This window comes from Devosia equisanguinis (genome assembly GCF_900631955.1).
GTDB classification, from domain to species: domain Bacteria; phylum Pseudomonadota; class Alphaproteobacteria; order Rhizobiales; family Devosiaceae; genus Devosia; species Devosia equisanguinis.
Genome location: NZ_UZWD01000015.1, coordinates 77,552 through 100,619 on the forward strand (window position 1 = coordinate 77,552; position 23,068 = coordinate 100,619).

Below are 23,068 nucleotides of genomic sequence, written 5' to 3' on the forward strand. Positions count from 1 at the left end.
TTCGCCTCCCTCCCCTCAAAGGGAGGGGGCGATGGAACTGCATCAACCAGAATGTGAAACGGTCTAGGCGGTTGCAGAGGCTATGCCGCGAGGGGACGGAATGTGCCATTGGTGTAGCACAGCACCCGATCGGCGATGTCTTCGAGCATGGCCCGGTCGTGGCTGACCACGACAATGGCGGTGCCGGAGGCGGAAGCGGCGGTCAGCAGATCGAGCACCTGGTATTTCGAAACGGTGTCGAGCGCGCTGGTGGGCTCGTCGGCCAGGAGCAATGCCGGCCGTCCGATCAGTGCCCGCGACACGGCGATGCGCTGGCACTGGCCGGAGGAGAGTTCGCCCGGCCGGCTTTCAGGGTCCAGCGTGGCGAGGCCCACTTGAGCGAGAGCCGCTAGTGCGCGGGCACGGCGCTCGCGGCCCGAGAGGCGCGGCAGATGCGGCGCCGTCAGCGGCTCGGTCAAGCTCTTCCAAATCGGCCAGCGGGCATTGAGACCGGCCACCGGATCCTGGAAGATCGGCATAACCGTGCCGGGCGCGCGGATCGCCGCATGCCGGGTAACGGCGCCGCTATCGGGTCGATCGAGCCCCGAAGCGAGGCGCAGCAAGGTGGACTTGCCGCAGCCGGACGGGCCGGTAATGCCGATGATCTCACCCGGAGCAATGGCGAGGTCGAGATTGTCGAGCACGGTGCGATTGTGGCGGCCGGCACCGAACCGGCGGGAAACGCCGGCGAGCGTCAGCAGCGGCGGCGTGGCATTGGCGGCGCGCCGGGCGGCAGACGGACGGGATTGAGCGCGCGGGCCGGTCAGCTTTTCAAGATCGAATGCCGTGGCGGGGCCGGTCTCCACGATCCGCCCGGCATCGAGCAGGGCAATGCGATCGGCATGGCGCAGCACCAGCTCGAGATCGTGGCTGATCAGCAGGATGCCGCTGCCTGACTGCTTGAGCATATCGAGAATGGCGTCAGCACGGTCGGCGTCGAGGGCACTGGTGGGCTCATCGGCGATCAATAGGGACGGATTGTGCGCGGTGGCCGCAGCGATGGAGGCGCGCTGCAGCATGCCGCCGCTCCATTGATGCGGATATTGCCACATGCGCTGGGCGGTTTCGGTGATCCCCGCGGTCGCGAGGCCATTCGCCACCGCATGCTCTGGCAGGCCAAGACCATGGGCATGCCAGGCGTCGGCAACGTGATCATGCACGGGACGCAGGGGATCGCAGGCCTGATAGGGGTCCTGGGCGACATAGCCGATGCGCCGGCCGCGCAGGGACCGCAGGGCCGCTTCGTCCAGCTGCAAGAGCTCGCGGCCTTCGAACGCGACAGCACCGCGCGCCGCGATGCCCTTGGGCAGGAGGCCGAGAATGGCGCGAGCCATGGTGGATTTGCCGGAGCCGGAGGGGCCGACCAGAGCCACGCACTCCCCTGCCCCGACGGAGAGGTTGACGCGATTGAGGGCGAGGCGTGCATCGCCATAGTCGACACAGAGATCGGTGAGGGACAAAAGGGTCATGAGCGGCCCTTGGGTTCGAGCACGTCGCGCAGCCCATTGCCGATGAGGTTGGAGGCCATGACCGAGGCGAAGATGGTGACAGCCGGGGCCAGCAGAAGCCAGGGGGCGATGGGGAAATAGAAGCGGGATTCGGCCAGCATGGCGCCCCATTCGGCATAAGGCGGCTGCACGCCGAGGCCGAGAAAGGAAAAGCCGGAAATGGCCGCGATCATGCCGCCCATGCCCAGGGTGGCGACGACAGCCAATTGCAGGGCGACGCCGGGCAGGATGTGGCCGAAGAGAATGCGGGGCCAGCCGATGCCGGCCATGCGCGCTGCGACGACATCGGGCCGCTGCCGCGCCGACAGGGTGAGCGCACGGGAGAGCCGGGCATAATAGGCCCAGTCGGCAATGACCAAAGCCAGCAGCAGGTTGAGAAAGCCGGGGCCCAGAATGCCGATAATGGCAAAGGCCAGCACCAGGCCGGGCAAGGTCATCATCACATCGACCAGGCGCATGAGCACGGTATCGACGATCCCGCCGGCCAGACCCGCTATGGTGCCGATAACGAGACCGATCGCAAAGATGGTGCCCAGCACCAGCGCCGCTGCGCCGATGGAACGATGGGCGCCGTCGAGCAGGCGCGAGAGCACGTCGCGGCCGGTGGCGTCGGTGCCCAGCCAGTGCGCGGCGCCGGGTGGCTTGAGGGTCGCGGCATAATCGGGCCAGTTTGGCTCATAGGGAGCAATGAAGGGACCGAGCGCTGCCAGGATCAACAGCGCCAGCGCCAGCACCAGCCCGGTGCGGAAACCGCCATGGGCAAGCAGGCGCGGCCAGAGCCGGCGCGATGTTCCCGGCGTCATGGCGATGGGGGCGGGACGGGCGACGGCGGCAAAGCGGTCGAGCAGGGTCATGCCGGACTCCGCAGGCGGGGATCGAGCAGCATGGCGACGATATCGACGAGCAGGCTGGCGGCGACATAGCTCAAGCCGCTCAAGAGCACAAAGCCCTGGATGACCGGATAGTCGCGAGCGGAGAGCGCCTGCAGCACATAGCGGCCGACACCGGGCCAGGTGAAGATTTCCTCGATGATCGGGGCGCCGCCAATCAGCGCGCCGATACTGATGCCGATGGAGGTGAGGAAGGGCAGCATGCCATTGGGCAGAGCATGGCGCAGCAGCACGCGCCAGCGGGTGGCACCGCGGGCGCGGGCGACGAGGGCATGATTGGCATTGCCGGCCTCGATCAGGCTGGCGCGCAGCAATTGCGTCCAGCCGGCGGCGCGATCGATGCCGATGGTGAGGGCGGGAATGAGCACGAGAGCCAGTGTGCCCTGCGGCAGGACCTTTCCGATGCCGGCGCCGACGACCAGATATTGCAGCACCAGCAGCGCGAAGACGAAGGTGGGAAGCGCCGCGCCGATCTGGGTGTAGAAGAGAATGATCCGATCGGGCCAGCGGTCACGCCAGGCGGCGGCGATGATGGCGAGCATGATCGAGAGCAGCACCGAGGCGGCGAGCGCCGTGCCCAGCAAAAGCAAGGTCGCGGGCAGGCGCTCGGCGATTTCGGCCAGCACCGGACGGCCGGTGCGGTAGGAGGTGGAGAGGTCGCCCCCCGCCACCTTGCCCAACCATTGCAGATATTGCAGCGGCAGAGGCTGATCGAGCCCCATTTCCGCCCGCAGATTGGCGATCTGCAGATCGTTTGGTTCGGTGATGTGCCTGGCCTCGAGGATGCGCATCACCGGGTCACCGGGGGCCAGCGGCAGCAGGGCCCAGACCAGCGTGCTGGCGACCAGGGCCGTCAGCACTGCCTGGAGCAATCGGCGAAGAATTGCTGCCGCCAGCGTCATGGTTACTGCGCCGGGCTCGGCTTGGTCTCCCAGGAGACGTGGTAGAGCGCGAAGCTTGGCTGCTGGCCGGCATAGAGATCGTTGACGACGATACGGCCCTTATGGATGGTCATGGCGAAGACATAGGGGTCCTCGTCCACGAGAATGGTCTGGATGCGCTCAAGGATGGCATCGCGGCGCGCGGTATCCACCGTGACCTTGAGCTCGGCGACCAGTTCCTGGACTTCGGGATTGTCGTAGCCGACAAAATTGCGGCTGCTGGCAGTGGTCAGGTAGCGGTTGAGGAAAGGCGAGGTAACACCCCAGCTCACCGTGCCTTCGCTGGAAATACCCAGATCCCAGCCCGGCGCGCCGCCGACCAGGGCGGCATAGACGTCATCGACCGACTGGATATTGACCACGATGCCCAGCTTGCGCAATTGCGCCTGCAGCGCCCCGCTCAGCGGCACCAGATCGGGTTGCTGGGGATAGATGATGAGATTGATGGTGAGCGGCTCGCCATCCTTCTTGCGCAGATCGCCATCCAGCACCCAGCCGGCATCATCGAGCAGCGCTGCGGCTGCCGCCGGGTCGGTCTCGTAATTCTCTACGGCCCAGGGGAAGCTGGCATTGTAGAGGCTGCGCGCCTGCTCGAGCGCCCCGCCAAAGACGGTATTGGCAAGTTCGTCATAGTCCACCGCCTTGAGCAGCGCCTGACGCACGCGCACATCGTCGAACGGGGCTTCCTTGATGTTCATGAAGCCCAGGAACCCGCCGGTGGAGGGCGTGCCGGAATTGAAGTGGATGCCGGGCGTGGCATCGACCACGGCGCGCGCGGCGATAGGCGGATAAAGGGCGATATCGGCCTCGTTGTTCTGCACCGCCAGAATGCGGGCATTGGGATCGCTGACAAAGCTGACAGTGACCCCCGGCAAGGCAGGCTCGCCGCGCCAGTAGTCGTCGTAACGGGTGGTCTGCAACTGATCGCCATTGAGCGCGGCGACCTGATAGGGGCCGGTATAGATGCCGGCGCCGACCAGTGCCGCCCAATCCTCGCCCACCGCATCGACGGCCTCGGCATCATAGATCAGGAACACGCTTTCATTGGACAGAATGCCAGGCAGTTCCGGCCAGGGCGCGGCGGTGCGGATGGTGATCTCGTGATCGCCGGTTTTTTCGAACACCGCCCCTTCCGGAACACTGCCCTTGGCCGAGTCCGAGGTGGCGAGCGCGCGATTGATGGCCGCCAGCACCGTGTCGGCATTGACCGGCTTGCCGTTCTGGAACGTCACTTCGGGACGGATACGAGCCACCCAGGTGGTGTCGTCCACGGCATCGAGGCTTTCGAGCAACCAGGGTTGGTTGGTGCCATCGCGCTCGAACTTCATCAGCAGTTCGGCGACGCCGAATTCCTGCATCCAGAAGCCGTCTTCCGACGGGTTCATCGACTCGATGTCGAAGGAGGTGACGATGCGCAACGGCGCCGGGCCATCCTGGGCCAGGACGGCGGTCGAGGTGAGGGCGAGCGCCAACAGGGCGGCGAGAGACGATTTGATCATGCGGATTGATCCTCATGGGACGGGGAAGGATGACGCGCGGCCTTGGCCGTGTGGATGAGCAGGTCGGGAAGCGTGCGGCCCTCGGCCAGCACATCGCCGACGAAACGGCGGACGCTGTCGGCATCGGGCAGGCGATACCATTCGCCGCGCGGATAGAGCGCCACCATAGGCCCTTGATTGCAGGGATAGAGGCACCCGGTGCGCGCGGTCAGGCACTCATTGGCAATGCCCTGCCGGGCGGTCTCTTCCTTGAGCGCATGCAGCAGCGAGGCGGCATCGCGATAGTGGCAGCGCGGGCCGGTGCAGACGAGCAGATGATGGGTGAAATCGGGCGGATCCTGCCAGCCGGGCTTGCCGAGCGAGGGTTTCACCCCCACCACCGGCTTGGCCTTGTCGATATTGGCGAAGGCCTGCTGCACCGCCTCGGTCATCACCAGGGGCGCAAGGCTGCTGTCCTGGCCGATCAGCAGCGACACATCGTCGAGCCCGCGCTGTTCGACCCAGCTGGCGACTGCGCCCGGCAGCCAGGCCAAGAGGCTCTCGGTGAAGGGCATGCCCAGCGGCTGAATGAGAATGCGGAGGTGGCCATCGCCATAAAGCGTATCGAGCGCATCCGGCAGCGAGGCGCCGGTGCCCTCGAGCCGGATGAGCAAAGAGGGGCATGGCGCCTCGGCCTCGGTCGCCTGGCGCAGCTCGGTGAGGCGGCGCTGGCTGAGATTATAGGCCGAGATGACGAAGAGGCAGGCATCAGGCTGCATGGACGCGGCCCCCCGGCAAAGCCACGAAAAAGGCGACAAAGATCATCCCCCGGTCGCGAACCGGCACGGTCGTCGTGCTACCCTGCATTGAGGCATTCCTCCGCCCGCTGTTCTGAAGACGCGGGTCCATTATAGGAATGGTTCACCAGCTTGAACCAAAAAACCTGCACAAAACTGCAGAATTTTTGACGCCGACCGCAAAACCCCGGTTTTCCGGGATTTTGAGCGATTTTGAGGCCGATGCAGTGCCTGGTGCCTGCCCGTTCCGTGCAGAGCAAGCAGGGTGTGGCGGCCCGGTGCGGCGTCGAACGCGGGCACCGCGTCCTTTACACGCATGCCAGTGGAATGGCCGCTTTGTGATTGGGTGGCTATGCTTGGGAACTTGAGCAGTGCCGGGCTTTACGGTCAAATCCTATCGGCGCACCGCCTCGGGTGGCGCAGGATCGTAAGGGCCGACACGCAGAACCGGCATACTCGCCCATAGGGGCCAACCAGAACGCAAGGGCCGCATCGATGACCTTCGGACTGACTGCAGAGATCCTGGCGCGCATCCAGTTCGCCTTCACGGTCTCCTTCCACTTCATCTTCCCGGCCTTTTCCATCGGCACAGCCAGTTTCCTGGCCGTGCTCAATGCGCTGTGGCTGTGGAAGCGGGACCCGGCCTATCTCAAGCTCTTCGAATATTGGAAGACCATCTTTGCCGTGACCTTCGGCATGGGCGTGGTGTCCGGAATCGTGATGAGCTACCAGTTCGGCACCAACTGGTCGGTGTTTTCCGAAAAGGCCGGCGCCGTCATCGGGCCGCTGATGGGCTATGAAGTGCTCACCGCCTTCTTCCTCGAGGCCGGATTCCTCGGCATTGCCCTATTCGGCCGCAAGCGCGTCGGCGACGGACTGCACATGGTGGCTGTCGCCATGGTCGCCATTGGCACGCTGATTTCGGCCACCTGGATCACCTCGGCCAATTCCTGGATGCACACACCCGCCGGCTTCAGCCTAGACGCCAATGGCGCCTTCATTCCCGAGGACTGGTGGGCGATCATCTTCAACCCATCCTTCCCCTATCGGTTGACCCATACCGTGCTGGCCGCCTTCCTCACCACTGCCTTCGCCGTCGGCGCGGTCGGCGCCTGGCATCTGTTGAAGGATCGCGAAAACCGGCAGGCGCGCATCATGTTCTCCATGGCCATGTGGATGGCCGCGATCGTCACGCCGATCCAGATTTTCGTGGGCGACATGCACGGGCTCAATACGCTCGAGCACCAGCCCGCCAAGATCGCGGCGATGGAGGGCCATTACGAAACCCACACGGATGGCGCGCCGCTGATCCTGTTCGGCATTCCGGACGATGAGGCCGAAACCACCCATTACGCCGTGGAAATCCCCAAGCTCGGCTCGCTCATCCTCACCCATTCGCTGGATGGCGAGGTCAAGGGCCTCAAGGAATGGGACCGCGCCGACCGGCCCCCGGCGCTCATCCCCTTCTTCACCTTCCGCATCATGGTCGGCATTGGCTTTCTGATGCTCGGGCTCGGCATGTGGTCGCTGTGGTCGCGCTGGCGCAAGACGCTCTACACCAATCGCTGGCTGCACCGCTCGGCGGTGGTGATGGGCGGCTCGGGCTTCGTCGCGGTGCTGGCAGGCTGGTACACGACCGAAGTCGGACGCCAGCCCTATACGGTCTATGGCCTGATGCGGACCGCCGACAGCCTTTCGCCGGTGGACGCGCCGGCGGTGGGCGCATCGCTCGTCGCCTTCGTCATTGTCTATTTCCTCGTCTTCGGCGCCGGGGTCTTCTACCTCTTCCGCCTGTTCCGCCGCCCGCCCATTCTCGATGAGGACCACGAACTGGACAAGGCGCCGCATCGCGCCGCCGGCATCACCCCCGGCCCGGCCCAGGAAGACCCGATCAAGGAAGGACTACGCCATGCCGATTGATCTTCCCACCATCTGGGCCGGCATCATCGCCTTTGCCGTCCTGGCCTATGTCGTGCTCGATGGCTTTGATCTGGGGATCGGTATTCTGTTCCCGTTCTTTCCGGCGCGACAGGAGCGGGACCTGATGACCAATTCCATCGCGCCGGTCTGGGACGGCAACGAAACCTGGCTGGTGCTGGGCGGCGGCGGCCTCATGGCTGTGTTTCCGGTGGCCTATGCCACCGTGCTGCCGGCGCTCTATATGCCCATTATCATCATGCTGTTGGGGCTGATCTTCCGGGGCGTGGCCTTCGAGTTCCGCTGGCGCACGCAGCGCGCCTCGCATTATTGGGACTATGGCTTCTGGATCGGCTCGACTCTGGCCGGCTTCACACAGGGTATTGCGCTGGGCGCACTGGTGCAGGGCATTACCGTGGTGGATCGGGCCTATGCTGGGGGCTGGTGGGATTGGCTGTCGCCGTTCTCGATCCTCACCGGCTTTGCCGTAGTCGTGGGCTATGCGCTTCTGGGCGCCTGCTGGCTCAATCTCAAGACGCTGGGCGCGGTGCAGGACAAGGCGCGCAAGCTCGCCAAGGGCCTGGGCATCGCCATGCTGGTGCTGATCGCCGCCGTGTCCCTGTGGAGCCCCTTCATCAATCCGGTCTATTTCGAGCGCTGGTTCGGCTGGCCGACGGCGTTCTTTTCCGCGCTGGTCCCGCTCCTGCTTGCGGTCTGTGCGTTCCTGCTCTGGCACGGCCTGACCAATGACAAGCACCTGCAGCCGTTCCTCGCGGCGCTGGGGCTGTTCGTCTTGAGCTTTGTGGGTCTGGGGATCAGCTTTTATCCCTATATCGTGCCCGGCAGCCTCACCATTGCGGAGGCGGCAGCGCCGGATTCCTCGCTGATGTTCCTGCTGGTAGGCGCTGTGATCCTGGTGCCGACGATCCTGGCCTATACCGGCTACGCCTATTGGGTCTTCCGCGGCAAGCTCGACCCCGAAGAAGGCTATCACTGATGCCAGACGTCCCCCGGCACCGCTATCTCTGGTTCTTCGGGCTGTGGATCGCCGGCGTGCTCTGCGTCACCGCCATCGGCCTCGTGGTCAAGCTGTTCCTGGCGGGGTGAAGCGGGGCCGCAAAGACCGGCGGGGTCTTTGCGGCTTGAGCGACTAAAATGGATAGTGCTGGTCGGGGTCTTCGACGGTAATCCAGCGCAGGTCGGTGAATTCGGCAATGGCGGCGCGACCGCCGAAACGGCCGTAGCCTGAGGCTTTGACGCCACCAAAGGGCATTTGCGCCTCGTCATGCACGGTCGGGCCATTGATGTGGCAGATGCCACTTTCGATCCTACGGGCGACGGCCATGGCGCGGCGAATATCGCTGGAAAAGACCGCCGCGGAGAGACCATATTCGGTGTCATTGGCGACGCGAACAGCTTCGTCGTCGCCCTTCACTCGGATCACGCTCTTGGCCGGCCCGAAGGATTCTTCGGCATAGATGCGCATCTGCGGCGTCACATGGTCGAGCAGCGTGGCTTCCATGATGGCGCCGTCGCGCTTGCCGCCGGCGGCGAGCACCGCGCCCTTGGCCACGGCATCCGATATCATTTCCTCGACGCGCTCGGCGGCCTGGCGGGTGACCAGCGCGCCGAGCACCACCTGGCCGCGCGGATCGCCCGCTGGCAGCGCCTTGGCCTTGGCGGCGAGCTTTTCGACAAAGGCGTCGGCAACCTTTTCGTCGACGATGATGCGCTCGGTCGACATGCAGATCTGGCCCTGGTTCATATAGGAGCCGAAGGCGGCGGCGTTGACCGCTGCATCGAGATCGGCATCGTCGAGCACCAGCAGCGGCGCCTTGCCCCCCAGTTCGAGCAGCACCGGCTTGAGATGTTCTGCCGCCAGCTTGGCGATGATCTTGCCGACCTTGGTGGAACCGGTGAAGTTGACGCGCTTGACCGCAGGATGGGCGATCAGGGTCTCGACCACCTTGGCGGCATCCTCTGGCGCGTTGGAAATCACATTGACGACGCCCTTGGGGAAGCCGGCTTCGCGCATCACCTGACCGATCAGGCGATGGGTGGCCGGACACAGTTCGGAGGCCTTGAGCACCACGGTATTGCCGCAGGCCAGCGGCATGGCGATGGCGCGGGTGCCCAGAATGATGGGCGCATTCCAGGGGGCGATGCCCAGACAGACGCCAGCGGGCTGGCGGATGCCCATGGAGAGATTGCCCGGCTTGTCGGAGGGAATAACTTCACCCGCAATCTGGGTGGTCATGGCCGCGGCTTCGCGAAGGATATTGGCGGCGAACATGGTGTTGAACCCGCCCCAGGGGCCGGTAGCGCCGGTTTCCGCCGTCACCAGGGCCATGAACTCGCCGGCCTTGGAATCCATGATATCGGCGGCCTTGAGCAGCAGCTTGCGCCGTTCATTGGGACCGGTGGCGCTCCATTTCGGAAAGGCGGCGGCGGCGGCTTCGACCGCGGCAATGGCATCCTCGGTGCTGGCAGCGGGGGCGCGGGTCGCCACCGCGTCGGTCACCGGGTCGATGCGGTCATAGGTGGCGCCGGTCTTGGCGGGGCGATCCTCGTTGTCGATCAGCAAATGAATGTCGTTCATATCAACCTCCCTGAAATTGCTTGGTGTGCCTAATGTCCGAATGTGTCGGATGGTTTGTGCCCGGGTTTCGCGGCGATATCGCGACCAGTGGCGAAATCGTCAGCCCGGACTGGTGCTGCGCCGGATGACCAGGCGCGGCGGCACCACGAAATGCTCGGCCTGGCTGCGCCCCTGTATCCGCTCGATCAGCAACCGCGTCGCCTGCAGCCCCAGCAGTTCGCCGGACTGGTCGATGCTGGAAAGCCCGTTCTGGGCGAAGTCGCAATAAACGGTATTGTCATAGCCGGCGATGCCCACATCCTCGGGAATGCGCAATCCCAGTTCGGTGGCGACGCTGATCACTTCGAGAGCAATGAAATCGGTCCAGCAGAAAATCGCATCGGGCCGGTTGGGTGCCTGCAGCATGCGGCGGGCGGTGATCTGCACGTCCCGCAAGGTCTGGGATTCCTGGACAATATTGATGGCGCTCCCCAGCCCCGCCTCGATCATGCCGCGGCGATAGCCAATCTCGCGCTCGGCCAGAATGGTAGAGGTCGTGCTCTTGAGGCCGATCATGGCGATGCGCTTATAGCCTGCCGCCACCATCTGCCGGACCACCAGTTGCCCGCCCTGCTGGTCGTTGTTGTTCACCGTGTCGAAAGTGGTGATGTCGGGCTCGTGGTGACCCACCGCCACCAAGGGCTTGCGCGCGGCGATGGCGTCGAGATTGGCGCGATCCTCGGTGGCGCCGATCAGGATGATCCCATCCATCTGTCGGTCGATCATGGCCTCGACAATGGCCATTTCGCCGGTGGCCGAGGACTGGCTGATGCCGATCAAAGCGCGATATTGCGTACGCTCCAGCGCATTGTTCACCCCGGTCATAATGTCGGAGAAAAACGGATTGCGGATGTCGGGCAAGACGAGACCAATGGTGTAGGTCTGGCCGCGCATGCCCCGAGCCGCGGCCAGCGGCCGATAACCAAGCGCATCCATGGACTGGCGGACTTTGGCGCGCAGCGTGTCGGACACGCCATAGGCATCGCGCAGCACCTTGGACACCGCCGCGACGGAAACGCCTGCATCTTCAGCCACTTCGCGGATGGTCACCCGCCGGTTGCCCTTATCCTTTTCCGTGCTCGCCACCAAAATTCTCCCCCCGCAAGACCCTGATTGCAAAGCCGGTTTTGCTGTCCGGACCGGGTCAATTGCGCCGGCCGACACCCTATCGCAAGAATCGCTATTGCCAAAAGGCAGAAAACGTAGAACGATACACGTAGAACATTCTACAAGACCGCGCTGGCGGCGATATCCGGGAGGAACGGCGTGAACGACGCAACGATTTCGCACATCCAGAACAGCGGCCCCGCCGCCATTGCCTGGAGCGCGCAGATGATCCGCCCGCAGGCGGATCAGGGCGTGGGGACGCCGGCCAGTTTCGTGGCCAAGTCGTTCACCCTGGACAGCGTCCGTGGCACGGAAATCCTTCATATCAGCGCTCTGGGTCTCTACCGGGCCTTCATCAACGGCCAGCGCGTCGGCAACGATCTGCTGACGCCTGGCTGGACCGCCTACGATGCCCGGCTCAGCTACCAGTCCTATCCGGTCGGGCAGCTGCTCAAGGCGGGTGAAAACCGCATCGAAATCTGGCTCGCCGATGGCTGGCTGCGCTCGCAGATGATGTGGGGGCAGCAGCCGATCTTCAACACCTGGGGCGACCAGATCGCGGCCATTGCCGAGCTGCGTGGCGCCGTGGGCATGGACGATGCCGTGCTGGTCACCGATGCCAGCTGGGAGAGCGGCGAGTTGCCGGTGCGCAAGTCCGGCATCTATTTCGGCGAGATCTTTGACGCCCGCATTACCCCGCAGGTGAGCGCCGGCACCGAAGCGCTGGCCTTCGACAGCGCGAGGCTGGTGCCGCACGAGACCACCCCGCCGCGCGAGCTCGAGCCACTGCCGGTGGTGCGCAGCTGGACCGATGCCGAGGGCCGCACCGTCTATGATTTCGGCCAGAATGCCGGCGGCAATGTCGCCATCACGGTGCAAGGCCAGGCCGGCGCCAAGATCAGCGTCGAGCATGGCGAAGTGCTCGACCAGGATGGCCAGTTCTACAACGGCAATTACCGCACCGCGGCCGCTCGGCTGGACTATATCCTGGCCGGTGGCGGGCAGGAACATTATCGCCCCTATTTCACCTTCCAGGGCTATCGCTATGTCCGCGTCACCATCGAGGGTGAGGCGCAGCTGCTCGATATCGTTTCGGTGCCGATTTCCTCGGTGTCGGAGGTCAAGGCAGGCTTTACCTCAGCCAATCCGCTGGTGAACCGGCTGTTCCTCAACACGCTGTGGAGCCAGCGCTCGAACTTCATCGACGTGCCGACGGACTGCCCGCAGCGCGATGAGCGGCTGGGCTGGACGGGCGATGCGCAGGTCTTTGCCGGCACCGCCTGCTATCTGGCCGATGTGCAGGACTTTTTCCGCAAATGGCTGCGCGACCTGATGGTGGATCAGCGCGAAGACGGGGCCGTGCCCCATGTCTGTCCCGATCCGACCCGTCTCAAGCCGCAGGACTATCCTGGCTTTTATGGCTCCACCGGCTGGGGCGATGCCATCTGGGTGGTGCCATGGCAGGTCTATCTGCATTATGGCGACACCGCCCTGTTGCAGGAAACGCTGCCGGCGATGACCAAATGGGTCGATTTCGTCTGGTCGATCAGCAATGGCCCGGTGGTGAAACCGCCGCGCAGCTGGGGGGCCCGCGGGTTCTCCTTTGGCGATTGGCTGCAGCCGGGAGGGCCGAGCGCCAAGCCCCTGCCCACGATCGGCGACGACGCTTCGGCCACGATCTATCTCTATATGGCGGCCAGTCGGGTCGCCGAGATTGCCGGCATCATCGGCGACACGGCCACGCAAACACGGCTTGCCGCCATGGCTGCCGAGGTCAAGGCCGCCTTTGCGCGGGAATTCATCACCGCCTCCGGCCGCCTCGCCTATGACGACCAGACCTCCTACGCCCTGGCTTTCGTCAACGACCTCATTCCCGAGGACAAGCGCGACGCCGCCAAGGACTATTTCCGCAACGCCATCGCCCGCACCGACGGGCGGATCGGCACCGGCTTCATCGGCACGCCGGCCCTGTTGCCGGCGCTGGTCAAGATCGGCGATCCGAGCCTGGCCGCTGACGTGTTTCTGCAGGAAGAGGTGCCGGGCTGGCTCTACCAGGTCAAGATGGGCGCCACCACCATCTGGGAGCGCTGGGATGCCATCCAGCCCGATGGCACGATCTACAATCCGCAGATGAATTCCTACAACCACTATGCCTATGGCGCGGTGTGCCAGTGGCTGCTGGAAGCGATTGCCGGGTTCCGCCCCGATGCCAATGACCCGGGATTTGCCACGGTGGTGTTCGAGCCTGTCATCGTGCCCGAACTGTCGCCGGTGACGGCGCATCATGACAGCCCCAAGGGCCGGATCGAAGCGCAATGGAGCGTCGACGGAGACGCCGTCCACTACCAGTTCACCGTACCTCAGGGCAGCACCGGCCGCCTCGTCATTGCCGAGGCCTATCGCAATGCCAGCCTCGACGGCCAGGCCGCCAGCGGCACCGTCACCGGACTGGCGCCCGGCCGGCATAGTCTCGAATTCAGTTATTCGCCCCAGCGACGCACCAAGTCCGCGGGGCCGAACATCAACGCGCGCACGCCCTGATCAAACGGCGACGCGACAACCACGGTCCGGATGGCGGACCAATAAGGGAGGACTATCTATGACCAAGACCAATCGCAGAGCCCTGCTGGGTGGGCTTGCCGCGGGCCTCATGGCGCTGACCGCGCTGTCGGGCGCCGCCTATGCGCAGAGCGTGACCCTGAGCTATCTCATTCCCAGCGGCGCCGATGGCGTGGCCGTGGCCGAAGAACTGGTCAAGGCATTCGAAGCCAAGAACCCCGATATCAAGATCGAGATCGAAACCCGCCCCGGCGGCTCGGAAGGCGACAACCTGGTCAAGACGCGCCTGGCCACCGGCTCCATGGCCGACATCTTCCGCTACAATTCGGGCTCGCTGTTTCAGGCCATCAACCCGGCCCAGTTCCTCGTCGATCTCAGCAACGAGCCGTGGGAAGCCGATATCCAGCCGTCCTTCAAGCAGGTGGTGACGGCGCCCGATGGCACGATCCGCGGCGCACCGATGGGCGCGGCCATGGGTGGCGGCATCTACTACAACAAGAAGATTTATGAAGAGCTCGGCCTTTCCGTGCCCAAGACCTGGGACGAGTTCATGGCCAATAACGAAAAGATCAAGGCGGCCGGCAAGGTGCCGGTCATCCAGACCTATGGCGATACCTGGACCAGCCAGCTCTTCGTGCTCGCCGACTATTACAACGTCGCGGCCAAAGACCAGTCCTTCGCCAATCGCTATACGGCGGGTGAGGCCAAGTTCGCCACCGATCCCAATGCGCTGCGCGGCTTCGAAAAGCTGCAGGCCGCCCATGATGCGGGCTTCTTCAACGAAGATTTCGGCGCCGCCAAATATGACGACGGCATCCGCATGGTCGCCAATGGCGACGGCGCTCACTACCCGATGCTGACTTTCGCCACCACGGCGATCGCGCAGACCGTTCCCGACAAGCTGGCCGATGTCGGCTTCTTCGCCCAGCCCGGCGACGACGCCACCCTCAATGGTCTGACCGTGTGGATGCCCGATGGCATCTATATTCCCCAGACAACCGCCAACCTGGATGCGGCCAAGAAGTTCGTCGCCTTCGTGGCCAGCGTCGAGGGCTGCGAGGCCCAGACGCGCGCCGGTGGCGCCAGCGGTCCCTATCTCGTCAATGGCTGCACCCTGCCGGCTGACATTCCGCCTGCCGTCTCCGACATGCTGCCCTACTTCGCCGAAGGTGGACAGAACGGCCCGGCGCTGGAATTCCTGTCCCCGATCAAGGGTCCGGCGCTCGAGCAGATCACCGTCGAAGTGGGCTCGGGCATCCGCCCGGCCGCTGACGGCGCTGCGCTCTATGACGAAGATGTGCGCAAGCAGGCTCAGCAGCTCGGCCTTCCCGGCTGGTAAGCCGTTAGCCGGCCATTTGGCTCCCTCCCACCCTCCCCTTGCGGGGAGGGTATCGGAGCTTGACCCCCAAGGGTCCTGAGGCAAGGTATGGAGGGGGTGGTATCGCACTGCCCCCTCCACTCTCCCCCAATTCCTCCCCGCAAGGGGAAGCGTGGCTATCGACCTGAAATCCCGACAGTGGATATGGTTAGAGGAAGCACACCGATGACGACATTGTCCCAGGCCAGTGGCCCACCCCTGCCCAAGCGCAGCTCGACCTATCCGATGTGGTTCATCACCCCGGCGGCGGTGATCTATTCGGTCCTGTTTCTCTTTCCCACATTCAGTTCCGCCTGGTTCAGCCTCACCCGCTGGAACCTCTTCAGCTCGACCTTTATCGGGCTCGACAATTTTGCCCAGTTCTTCCGCGAACCGTTCCTGATCAAGGGCCTCGTAAACACTGTCATCTTTGCGGTGACCACGTCGGGCCTCAAGGTGGTGCTGGGGCTGGCGCTGGCCATCCTGCTGACCTCGCCGCGCGTCTGGCGCGATTGGCTGCGCTCGGTGGTGTTCTTTCCCGTACTGGTCTCGACGGTCGGGGTCGGCATCACCTTCACCGTGCTCATGCATCCGACCCAGGGCATGATCAACGAGGGCCTGGCCCTTATCGGCATCAAGGGGCCGGGCTGGCTCACCGACCCGAACCTGGCACTCTTCTCGGTGGCATTGGTGGATGTGTGGAAGGGCGTGGGCCTGGCGACCGTCATCTACATCGCCGGCATCGTCTCCATCCCCAAGGACTACTACGAGGCGGCGCGTATCGATGGCTCGACCCCCTGGCAGAGCTTCCGCTACGTCACCCTGCCGCTCTGCCGCCCGGCCACGGCGACGGTGGTCACGCTGTCCTTCATCGGCGGGCTGCGCACCTTCGATCTGATCTGGGCCATGACGCGCGGCGGGCCCGGCTTTGCTTCCGATACCATCGCCTCGGTCATCTACAAGCAGTACCAGGCCGGCTTCTACGGCCTGTCGACTGCCGGCAATGTGGTGCTGTTCATCCTCATCGCCCTATTGGTCATTCCGCTGACCATGTTCCTCAACCGCCGGGAGGGCCACCAGTGAATTTCCTGCGCAAATACTGGCTCAACGCCGTCGCTGTCGTGGTGTCGGCAGTGGTCTTTCTCGTGCCCTTCGTCTTCATCATCCTCACCGCCGTCAAGGACAAGCAGGAGGCGGCGCTGCTGGACTTCGCCTGGCCGACGGGCTTTCACCTCTGGGACAATATCGTCGAGGTGATCACCACGCGAAACTGGATGCTGGTGACGGCCTTCGTCAATTCCACCATCCTCACCGTGGTGAGCGTAACGCTGCTGGTGATCTTTGCGGCCATGGTCGGCTTCGTGCTGCAACGCCGCAAGACCAAGTGGAACGGGCTGATCAACTTCCTGATCCTGGCTGGCCTGATGATGCCGCCGGCGGTGGTCCCTACCATCTGGCTGCTGCAGGGCATTGGCCTTTTCGGCAAGCTGCACGGGCTGATCCTGATCGAAGTGGCCTATGGCCTGTCCTTTTCGATCATTCTCTACCGCGCCTTCATCTCCACCATTCCGCGCGAACTGGACGAGGCGGCGATCATCGATGGTGCGCGCCCGCTCGACGTGTTCTTCCGCGTCATCCTGCCTTTGCTCTGGCCGGTGACCGTCACCAATATCGTGGTGCAGTCGGTCGCCATCTTCAACGACTTCACCAACCCGCTCTATTATCTGCCGGGCAATGCCAATGCCACGGTGCAGCTGACGCTCTACAATTTCCAGAGCCAGTACAACACCGCCTATAATCTGCTGTTCACCAACATCCTGCTGATCACCATTCCGCCGCTGCTCGTCTTCCTGTTCTTCAACCGGCAGATCGTGGCCGGCATGACTGCAGGCGCCGTCAAAGGCTGATCGCACGCGCTATCCAAGGAGGCTCCCATGGCCGGGCTCGAACTCAAGAACCTTCAGAAATCCTATGGCGCGGTCGATGTGATCAAGGGCATCGACCTCGAGATCGAACATGGCGAATTCGTCGTTTTCGTCGGCCCCTCGGGCTGCGGGAAATCCACCCTGCTGCGCATGATTGCGGGGCTGGAGGACATTACCGGGGGCGAACTCTCCATTGGCGGGCGGGTGGTCAATGCCATGGAGCCGCGCGATCGCGGCATCGCCATGGTGTTCCAGTCCTACGCGCTCTATCCGCATATGAGCGTCTACGACAATGTCGGCTTCGGGCTGATGCTGGCCAAGACACCCAAGGATGTGCGCGACGCCAAGATTCGCGAGGCAGCCCGCATCCTGCAGATGGAACATCTGCTCGATCGCAAGCCGAGCCAGCTCTCCGGTGGTCAGCGCCAGCGGGTCGCCATCGGCCGCGCCATCGTGCGCCAGCCCGAAGTCTTCCTTTTCGACGAACCGCTGAGCAATCTGGATGCGGCGCTGCGCGTGGACATGCGCATGGAGATCGCCAAGCTGCATGCCGAGCTCGGCGCCACCATGATCTATGTGACGCACGACCAGGTCGAGGCCATGACGCTGGCAGACAAGATCGTGGTGCTCGATGGCGGCGTGGTGCAGCAGGTGGGCGCGCCCATTGAACTCTACCAGCGCCCCGCCAATCTGTTCGTGGCCGGGTTCATCGGCTCGCCGCGGATGAATTTCGTGCCGGTCGCAGTCGACAAGATCGAAGGCGAGACGATCACGGTCAGCGGCAAGGACGTGGTGAGCGTACCGGTCAAGATCGGGGCGGCCAATGCGCGGCCGGGCGAGGCCCTGACCCTGGGCGTGCGTCCGCATGATCTGGTGGTCGCGCCGTCCGGCGCCATTGTCGGGCGCGTCATCATGGTCGAGCGGCTGGGCAATGAAACCATCGTCAACCTGGAACTGCCCTCGGGCGCGACCTGGCTGGCGGTTCTCGATGGCGACCAGGTGCTGACGCGCGGGGAAAGCCTGGCGCTCGATGTCGATCCCACTCGCGCCCTGCTGTTCGACCAGCCCGGAAACGCGCTGGCTGCACGCGGCTGATCCACAGAGCTCAGAACACCGGCCCGATGGTGGTGAGCAGATTGTCATAGGCGACGCGGATGGCCGGCCGCGCCTCCACTTCCGCGCGCGACACCGGGATGGAGCGCGCCAGATAGCTATCCTGCCGCGCCCGCACCTGGGCTGCCATGTCGGGCGCATAGAACAGGATATTGTTCTCGAAATTGAGATAGAGGCTGCGGAAATCCATATTGGCCGAGCCGACCAGCGCCAGGCTCTTGTCGACCACGAGGGTCTTGGCATGCAGCAGGCCGCCCTGGAACAGGTGCAGTTCGACCCCGGCGGCCAGCAATTGCTCGAAATAGGCGCTGCTGATCGAGGAGATGGCGCGTGAATCGTTGCGCGCCGGTAGGATCAACGTGGTTTTGACGCCCCGCCTGGCGCAGGACAGGATGGAGGCCAGCAGCGAGGGATCGGGCACGAAATAGGGGGTGGAGATCACCGCCTCGCGCAGCGCGCTGCCCAGCACGGCGACGAACACATCCGACATGGCCCCGCGCGGCGACAGCGGCCCGGTGCCGAAGGCGATGGCGGGAAAGCCTGGGGCGTCAGCCGCTTCCGGCGCGTCGTCGAGCAGTTCGGAAAGATCCTCGCCATATTCGATCAGCCAGGTGCTGGCGAAGACGCGCTGGTTCTGGCGCACCACCGGCCCCTCATAGCGAATGAGGATATCGACCCAGGGCGCGAATTTGGGCTTGATGCGGAATTCGGGATCGGCGCAATTCTGGCTGCCGCAATAGGTGATGGCATTGTCGACCACCACGATCTTGCGGTGATTGCGCAGGTCCGGGCGATTGGCCGAACCGACCAGTAGGGGCAGCGACGGCTTGAGCGAGATGCAGAGGCGGATACCGGCATCCTTCATGGCCCGCCAGTAGTCCGATGCGATCAGGGCGCGCGATCCCAGCGCGTCGACACCGACCCGGCAGATGACGCCACGCGCCGCCGCGCGCTTGAGCGCTTCCACCACCTTGAGCCCATTGGTGTCGGTCAGCCAGATATAGAAGCTGATATGGATGGTGTCCCGGGCGGCATCGAAATCGGCCACCATATCGTCGATCGCCGCATTGGAATCCATGGTCAGCCGGGCGCTGTTGCCGCTGGCAGTGGGGCAGCCGCTGAGATGCTCGCAGGCGGCGAAGGCGGGGCGAAACCGTTCGGGCACCGATTTCCGGCCCGCCGTTTCGTCCTCGGTCAGGGCCACATTGGCGAGCTGGCGCTCGATGAGGTCGGCAGCCCGGCGGAAGCGCCGCGCCATCCACGGCTCGCCGAACATGAAATAGGCCGCCACCCCGACAAAGGGGGCAATGATGATCAGCATCAGCCAGGCGATGCGGCCGCTGGGCGTGATATCGCCATTGAGCAGCACCCGGATGACCGCGATGCCATGCAGCGCGGCCCAGAGGGCGACGGCGATCAGGTGAAGCGGCATGGACATCTCCGGAATGGCCGGCTTGGACGCTGGCCCTGTCGCGCAAGCAGATCGCGCGGCGCGGCGCACGTCAATCGGCTGGCGCCGGGAAAAATCGCCGTTCCGGCATAAGGTTGCATCGGGCAGAGCACCAACCAGACCGCCCCCTCAGCGCCTCACGCCCAGCCGGGTCATTTTCTCGCTAAGCGTGCGTCTTGGCACCTGCAGGGCCTCGGCGGTGGCGGCGATGGAATCGCCGTGTCGGACCAGTTCGGTTTCGATCAGGTGTCGTTCATAGGCGGCGACGCGTTCGGCGAGGCCCCCCGTCGCTTCAGGCATTGAGGCGTCGGCCGGGCCGATCATGGCGGCCAGCGAGCGGCCCGAAGCGTCGAGCCCGATGGCAAAGCGCTCCGCGGCAGCCTTGAGTTCGCGCACATTGCCGGGCCAGCCGTGGCGTCTTATGGCGTCGAGATCGGCCGGGTGCAGGCTCGGCGCCGGACGATTGAAGCGCTTGGCCGCCGCGCCGAGGAAATGGTGGAACAGCAGCACGCAGTCGTCGCCCCGCGCTCGCAGCGGCGGCAGGGTCAGGGTGGCGAGGTTGAGGCGATAGTAGAGATCGGCGCGGAAGCGGCCAGCCATGCTTTCGGCCGCCAGATCGACCTTGGAGGCTGCGATGATCCGCACATCGAGCGGGATCTGCTTGTTGGAGCCGACGCGCTCCACCACCCGCTCCTGAATGACGCGCAAGACCTTGGCCTGCGCCAGAAGCGGCATGGATTCGATTTCGTCGAGCAGCAGCGTGCCGCCATTGGCATATTCGAATTTGCCCACCCGCTGTGCCCCCGCGCCGGTAAAAGCGCCGGCCTCGTGACCGAAGAGTTCGCTTTCGATCAGCTCGGCGGGAATGGCGGCGCAATTGACGGCGACGAAGGGCGCCTTGGCGCGCGGGGAGAAATCGTGCAGGCACCGCGCCACCACTTCCTTGCCGGTGCCGGTTTCCCCCAGAATGATGACGTCGGCGGGGATATGAGCCAGCTCGCGCACCATGTGGCGCAGCCGTTCCACCGCCTCGGAACTGCCGACGAGGCGCAGGGCGAGTTCGGCATCGCCGCCATCGAGTTGCCGGCGCAGATCGGCGATTTCGCGCTTGAGGCCGGCTTGTTCGGCTGCCCGCTTGATGCTGGCCACCAACTCGTCGGGCACATAGGGCTTTTGCAGGAAGTCGAAGGCGCCCTGGCGCATGGCTTCCACCGCCATGGGCACGTCGCCATGGCCGGTGATGAGAATGACTTCGGCCGGCACCATGAGCTCGCGCACCCGGCGCAGGAGGTCGAGCCCGGATAGGCCGGGCATGCGCACATCGCTCAGGATGACATGGGGGCGGATGGCGTCGAGCCGCGCCAGCGCCGAGGCGGCATCGGGCGCGACATGGGTCGCATAGCCGGACAGCCGCAGCCACTGCTCGAGCGCGGTGCGGATCATTTCCTCGTCGTCGACGATGAGCACGCTGGGTTCAGTCAATTTGTTCTCTTTCGGCGGCGTGGGCGAGGGGCAGCGTCAGGGTGAAGCTGGCGCCATGGCCGGGTGGGCTGGTGACGGTGATGGTCCCGCCCATGTCCCGCACCAGCCCATAAGAAATGGAAAGGCCCAGCCCCAGCCCCTCCCCGGCGGACTTGGTGGAATAGAAGGGATCGAAAATGCTGGTCAGGGCGTCGGGGGCAATGCCGGTGCCGGTGTCGCTGACCGAAAAGCGCGCCGCACCGTCAGCATCGGTCACGGCGATGGACAGCACCCGCACGCTCTGGCCCGCCATGGCGTCGGCGGCATTGGTGAAGAGGTTGATGAGCACCTGTTCGATATGGACGGGATTGCCGGCTACCTCGACGGGAGGGAGCGGGCGGCGATACTCCACCTCGATCCCCAGCGCCCGCAGCTTGTGATCGACCAGGTCGAGCGCATTGGCAATGACTGCGCCCGCATCGGCCTGCATGGGCGCCGCGGTCTGCTTGCGCGCAAAGGTCTTGAGGTGCCCGGTGAGCCCGGCCAGCCGGTCGACGATGCGGTCGATATGGCCCAGAACCTGGGTGATATCGGCATCCTGCCGGCGGGCGGCCAGCAGTTTGGCGCTGGCCAGATGGGTGGTGAGCGCGGCCACCGGCTGGCTGACTTCGTGCGCCACCCCGGCCAGCGCCTGGCCGAGGCTGGCCAGCTTGGCCGCCTGCACCAGATGCCCCTGCACCGCCCTTTCGGCCGCCTCGGCACGGATGCGTTCGGCGATTTCTGTGCGCAGCGCCTCATTGGTCACATGCAGGTCTTCGGTGCGCTCGGCCACGCGCTGCTCGAGCTTTTCATGGTCGGCGAGGCGCTGGGCCAGCATGCGGCGGCGTTGCAGCAGGAGCGCGACGATGAGGAACAGGGCGGCAATGGCGAGAGCGGCGGCGAGGGCGGCAATCCAGGCGTCGCGAAACAGCGGCCAGGCCGGGGTGAAGGAGATGATGCGCCATTGATGCATGGGCAGGCGCATTTCGTCGACGACGAATATGCCGCTGGTATCGGTGCTCTGGTCGGCGATGTAGGCGAAATCCACCCCGCGCGAGGGCCAGATGTCGACGGCCACCGGGGTTTCGCGTGCGCCCTTGGGCCCATAGCGCAATTGCGGTGCGATCATCGCGAAAGTGCCCGCCGGCAGCGGGGCGATCGGCCGATAGCGCCAGTCGGGGCGGGTGGAGAGAATGGTGATATTGTTGAGATCGACAATGCCGATCAATTCGCCCGAGCGCCACCAATTGGCTTCGATCTCGCCGAGATTGATCTTGGCCACGGCGACGCCGAGCGGCCCATTCTCGCCATCGATGCGCCGTGCCAGAAAATAGCCCGCCACGCCGGTGACCGTGCCCACGGCATAGAATTTGGCATCCCCGTCATACATGGCCTCTTCGAAATAGGGGCGGTAGGCCAGGTTCTCGCCGACAAAACTGTCATAGGCCCACCAGTTCGAGGCCGCGACCACCTGGCCGTCGGTGGCCATGACGAAGATTTCCCCTGCCCCGGCCGTGTCGTTGAGGCGGGAGAGAAAGGCATTGGCGGCCTCCCGGGTCTCTGCATTGCCCGGATCGAGCAGCACGGCGCGGGTGTCGCTGGCCAGCGCAATGCTGGAGGGCAGATAGTGAAAGCGCTCGATGATGGCTTCGAGGGTGCGGTCGAACAGCGCCAGGCGCCGGTCGGCCTGCTGCCCCGCGGTGCGCAGGCCCGCCGACAGCGTCAACTCGAACACGGCCCAGCCGGTACCGAGCACCGCCACCAGCGCCAGGGCGAACAGGATCACGCTGCGCTGCTTCAGCCTTTCGCGAATGCCCAAGGCGCCTCCGGCAAGATATTGCCAAGCCAT

At 64.7% G+C, this 23,068-nt stretch carries 17 protein-coding genes; 7 read left to right on the forward strand and 10 right to left on the reverse strand.

Going from position 1 to position 23,068, the window contains the following annotated elements; all coding sequences use genetic code 11:
* Window positions 1–80: 80 nt before the first annotated feature.
* From DEVEQU_RS04790 to DEVEQU_RS04810, 5 genes are read right to left on the reverse strand one after another with little or no spacing between them, the layout of a single operon-like run.
* The gene (locus DEVEQU_RS04790) at window positions 81–1,508 is read right to left on the reverse strand and encodes an ABC transporter ATP-binding protein (protein WP_126149437.1); all 1,428 of its coding nucleotides are present in this window, start codon (window positions 1,506–1,508) and stop codon (window positions 81–83) included.
* The gene (locus DEVEQU_RS04795; protein ID WP_126149438.1) at window positions 1,505–2,401 is read right to left on the reverse strand and encodes an ABC transporter permease; all 897 of its coding nucleotides are present in this window, start codon (window positions 2,399–2,401) and stop codon (window positions 1,505–1,507) included. The genes DEVEQU_RS04790 and DEVEQU_RS04795 overlap by 4 nt, the downstream gene beginning before the upstream one ends.
* Window positions 2,398–3,339, reverse strand: a complete 942-nt coding sequence (locus DEVEQU_RS04800; protein ID WP_206437786.1) for an ABC transporter permease — start codon at window positions 3,337–3,339, stop codon at window positions 2,398–2,400. Before DEVEQU_RS04800 ends, DEVEQU_RS04795 begins: the two co-directional genes overlap by 4 nt.
* Before the next feature lie 2 nt (window positions 3,340–3,341).
* Window positions 3,342–4,877 (reverse strand): ABC transporter substrate-binding protein, encoded by a 1,536-nt coding sequence (locus DEVEQU_RS04805; RefSeq protein WP_126149439.1) that lies wholly within the window; start codon window positions 4,875–4,877, stop codon window positions 3,342–3,344.
* Window positions 4,874–5,635, reverse strand: coding sequence for a (2Fe-2S) ferredoxin domain-containing protein (locus tag DEVEQU_RS04810; protein WP_126149440.1), 762 nt, complete (start codon window positions 5,633–5,635; stop codon window positions 4,874–4,876). Before DEVEQU_RS04810 ends, DEVEQU_RS04805 begins: the two co-directional genes overlap by 4 nt.
* Window positions 5,636–6,148: 513 nt before the next feature.
* Between DEVEQU_RS04810 and DEVEQU_RS04815 the strand changes: the two genes are divergently transcribed.
* Together DEVEQU_RS04815 and cydB are read left to right on the forward strand one after the other, a co-directional pair.
* Window positions 6,149–7,573 carry a cytochrome ubiquinol oxidase subunit I gene (locus tag DEVEQU_RS04815; RefSeq protein WP_126149441.1) on the forward strand — a complete coding sequence of 475 codons (1,425 nt, stop codon included), beginning with the start codon at window positions 6,149–6,151 and terminating at the stop codon, window positions 7,571–7,573.
* Window positions 7,563–8,567: a cytochrome d ubiquinol oxidase subunit II gene (gene cydB / locus DEVEQU_RS04820; RefSeq protein ID WP_126149442.1), complete on the forward strand. Its 1,005-nt coding sequence runs from the start codon at window positions 7,563–7,565 to the stop codon at window positions 8,565–8,567. The genes DEVEQU_RS04815 and cydB overlap by 11 nt, the downstream gene beginning before the upstream one ends.
* A 153-nt stretch (window positions 8,568–8,720) precedes the next feature.
* On the opposite strand, the gene DEVEQU_RS04825 is transcribed toward cydB, so the two are convergent.
* Both DEVEQU_RS04825 and DEVEQU_RS04830 read right to left on the reverse strand, forming a co-directional pair.
* On the reverse strand, window positions 8,721–10,169 hold the full coding sequence (locus DEVEQU_RS04825) for an aldehyde dehydrogenase (protein WP_126149443.1): 1,449 nt from the start codon (window positions 10,167–10,169) through the stop codon (window positions 8,721–8,723).
* A 99-nt stretch (window positions 10,170–10,268) separates the two neighbouring features.
* Complete coding sequence (locus DEVEQU_RS04830) at window positions 10,269–11,294, reverse strand: LacI family DNA-binding transcriptional regulator (protein WP_126149444.1); 1,026 nt, start codon at window positions 11,292–11,294, stop codon at window positions 10,269–10,271.
* 246 nt (window positions 11,295–11,540) lie between these two features.
* On the opposite strand from DEVEQU_RS04830, the gene DEVEQU_RS04835 reads away from it, so the two are divergent.
* From DEVEQU_RS04835 to DEVEQU_RS04855, 5 genes are all read left to right on the forward strand, one after another.
* Window positions 11,541–13,856, forward strand: coding sequence for an alpha-L-rhamnosidase (locus DEVEQU_RS04835; RefSeq protein WP_126149471.1), 2,316 nt, complete (start codon window positions 11,541–11,543; stop codon window positions 13,854–13,856).
* 58 nt (window positions 13,857–13,914) lie between these two features.
* On the forward strand, window positions 13,915–15,213 hold the full coding sequence (locus DEVEQU_RS04840) for an ABC transporter substrate-binding protein (protein ID WP_126149445.1): 1,299 nt from the start codon (window positions 13,915–13,917) through the stop codon (window positions 15,211–15,213).
* Window positions 15,214–15,417: 204 nt separating this feature from the next.
* Window positions 15,418–16,314, forward strand: coding sequence for a carbohydrate ABC transporter permease (locus DEVEQU_RS04845; RefSeq protein ID WP_126149446.1), 897 nt, complete (start codon window positions 15,418–15,420; stop codon window positions 16,312–16,314).
* Entirely contained in the window at window positions 16,311–17,138 is an 828-nt protein-coding gene (locus tag DEVEQU_RS04850) for a carbohydrate ABC transporter permease (RefSeq protein WP_126149447.1), read from the forward strand. The genes DEVEQU_RS04845 and DEVEQU_RS04850 overlap by 4 nt, the downstream gene beginning before the upstream one ends.
* Window positions 17,139–17,165: 27 nt before the next feature.
* Entirely contained in the window at window positions 17,166–18,251 is a 1,086-nt protein-coding gene (locus DEVEQU_RS04855) for an ABC transporter ATP-binding protein (RefSeq protein ID WP_126149448.1), read from the forward strand.
* 10 nt (window positions 18,252–18,261) lie between these two features.
* Here DEVEQU_RS04855 and cls read toward each other — a convergent pair whose 3' ends face one another.
* The 3 genes from cls to DEVEQU_RS04870 form a co-directional block, all read right to left on the reverse strand.
* Window positions 18,262–19,701: a cardiolipin synthase gene (gene cls, locus DEVEQU_RS04860; protein WP_164550250.1), complete on the reverse strand. Its 1,440-nt coding sequence runs from the start codon at window positions 19,699–19,701 to the stop codon at window positions 18,262–18,264.
* A 147-nt stretch (window positions 19,702–19,848) separates the two neighbouring features.
* Window positions 19,849–21,201 carry a sigma-54-dependent transcriptional regulator gene (locus tag DEVEQU_RS04865; protein ID WP_206437787.1) on the reverse strand — a complete coding sequence of 451 codons (1,353 nt, stop codon included), beginning with the start codon at window positions 21,199–21,201 and terminating at the stop codon, window positions 19,849–19,851.
* Window positions 21,194–23,068, reverse strand: a complete 1,875-nt coding sequence (locus tag DEVEQU_RS04870) for a sensor histidine kinase (RefSeq protein ID WP_126149450.1) — start codon at window positions 23,066–23,068, stop codon at window positions 21,194–21,196. The genes DEVEQU_RS04865 and DEVEQU_RS04870 overlap by 8 nt, the downstream gene beginning before the upstream one ends.

Coding starts and splice junctions, on each gene's coding strand:
- DEVEQU_RS04790 (WP_126149437.1), bottom strand. CDS start 1,508: ATGACCCTTTTGTCCCTCACCGATCTCTGTGTCGACTATGGCGATGCA.
- DEVEQU_RS04795 (WP_126149438.1), bottom strand. CDS start 2,401: ATGACCCTGCTCGACCGCTTTGCCGCCGTCGCCCGTCCCGCCCCCATC.
- DEVEQU_RS04800 (WP_206437786.1), bottom strand. CDS start 3,339: ATGACGCTGGCGGCAGCAATTCTTCGCCGATTGCTCCAGGCAGTGCTG.
- DEVEQU_RS04805 (WP_126149439.1), bottom strand. CDS start 4,877: ATGATCAAATCGTCTCTCGCCGCCCTGTTGGCGCTCGCCCTCACCTCG.
- DEVEQU_RS04810 (WP_126149440.1), bottom strand. CDS start 5,635: ATGCAGCCTGATGCCTGCCTCTTCGTCATCTCGGCCTATAATCTCAGC.
- DEVEQU_RS04815 (WP_126149441.1), top strand. CDS start 6,149: ATGACCTTCGGACTGACTGCAGAGATCCTGGCGCGCATCCAGTTCGCC.
- cydB (WP_126149442.1), top strand. CDS start 7,563: ATGCCGATTGATCTTCCCACCATCTGGGCCGGCATCATCGCCTTTGCC.
- DEVEQU_RS04825 (WP_126149443.1), bottom strand. CDS start 10,169: ATGAACGACATTCATTTGCTGATCGACAACGAGGATCGCCCCGCCAAG.
- DEVEQU_RS04835 (WP_126149471.1), top strand. CDS start 11,541: ATGATCCGCCCGCAGGCGGATCAGGGCGTGGGGACGCCGGCCAGTTTC.
- DEVEQU_RS04840 (WP_126149445.1), top strand. CDS start 13,915: ATGACCAAGACCAATCGCAGAGCCCTGCTGGGTGGGCTTGCCGCGGGC.
- DEVEQU_RS04845 (WP_126149446.1), top strand. CDS start 15,418: ATGACGACATTGTCCCAGGCCAGTGGCCCACCCCTGCCCAAGCGCAGC.
- DEVEQU_RS04855 (WP_126149448.1), top strand. CDS start 17,166: ATGGCCGGGCTCGAACTCAAGAACCTTCAGAAATCCTATGGCGCGGTC.
- cls (WP_164550250.1), bottom strand. CDS start 19,701: ATGCCGCTTCACCTGATCGCCGTCGCCCTCTGGGCCGCGCTGCATGGC.
- DEVEQU_RS04870 (WP_126149450.1), bottom strand. CDS start 23,068: ATGGCTTGGCAATATCTTGCCGGAGGCGCCTTGGGCATTCGCGAAAGG.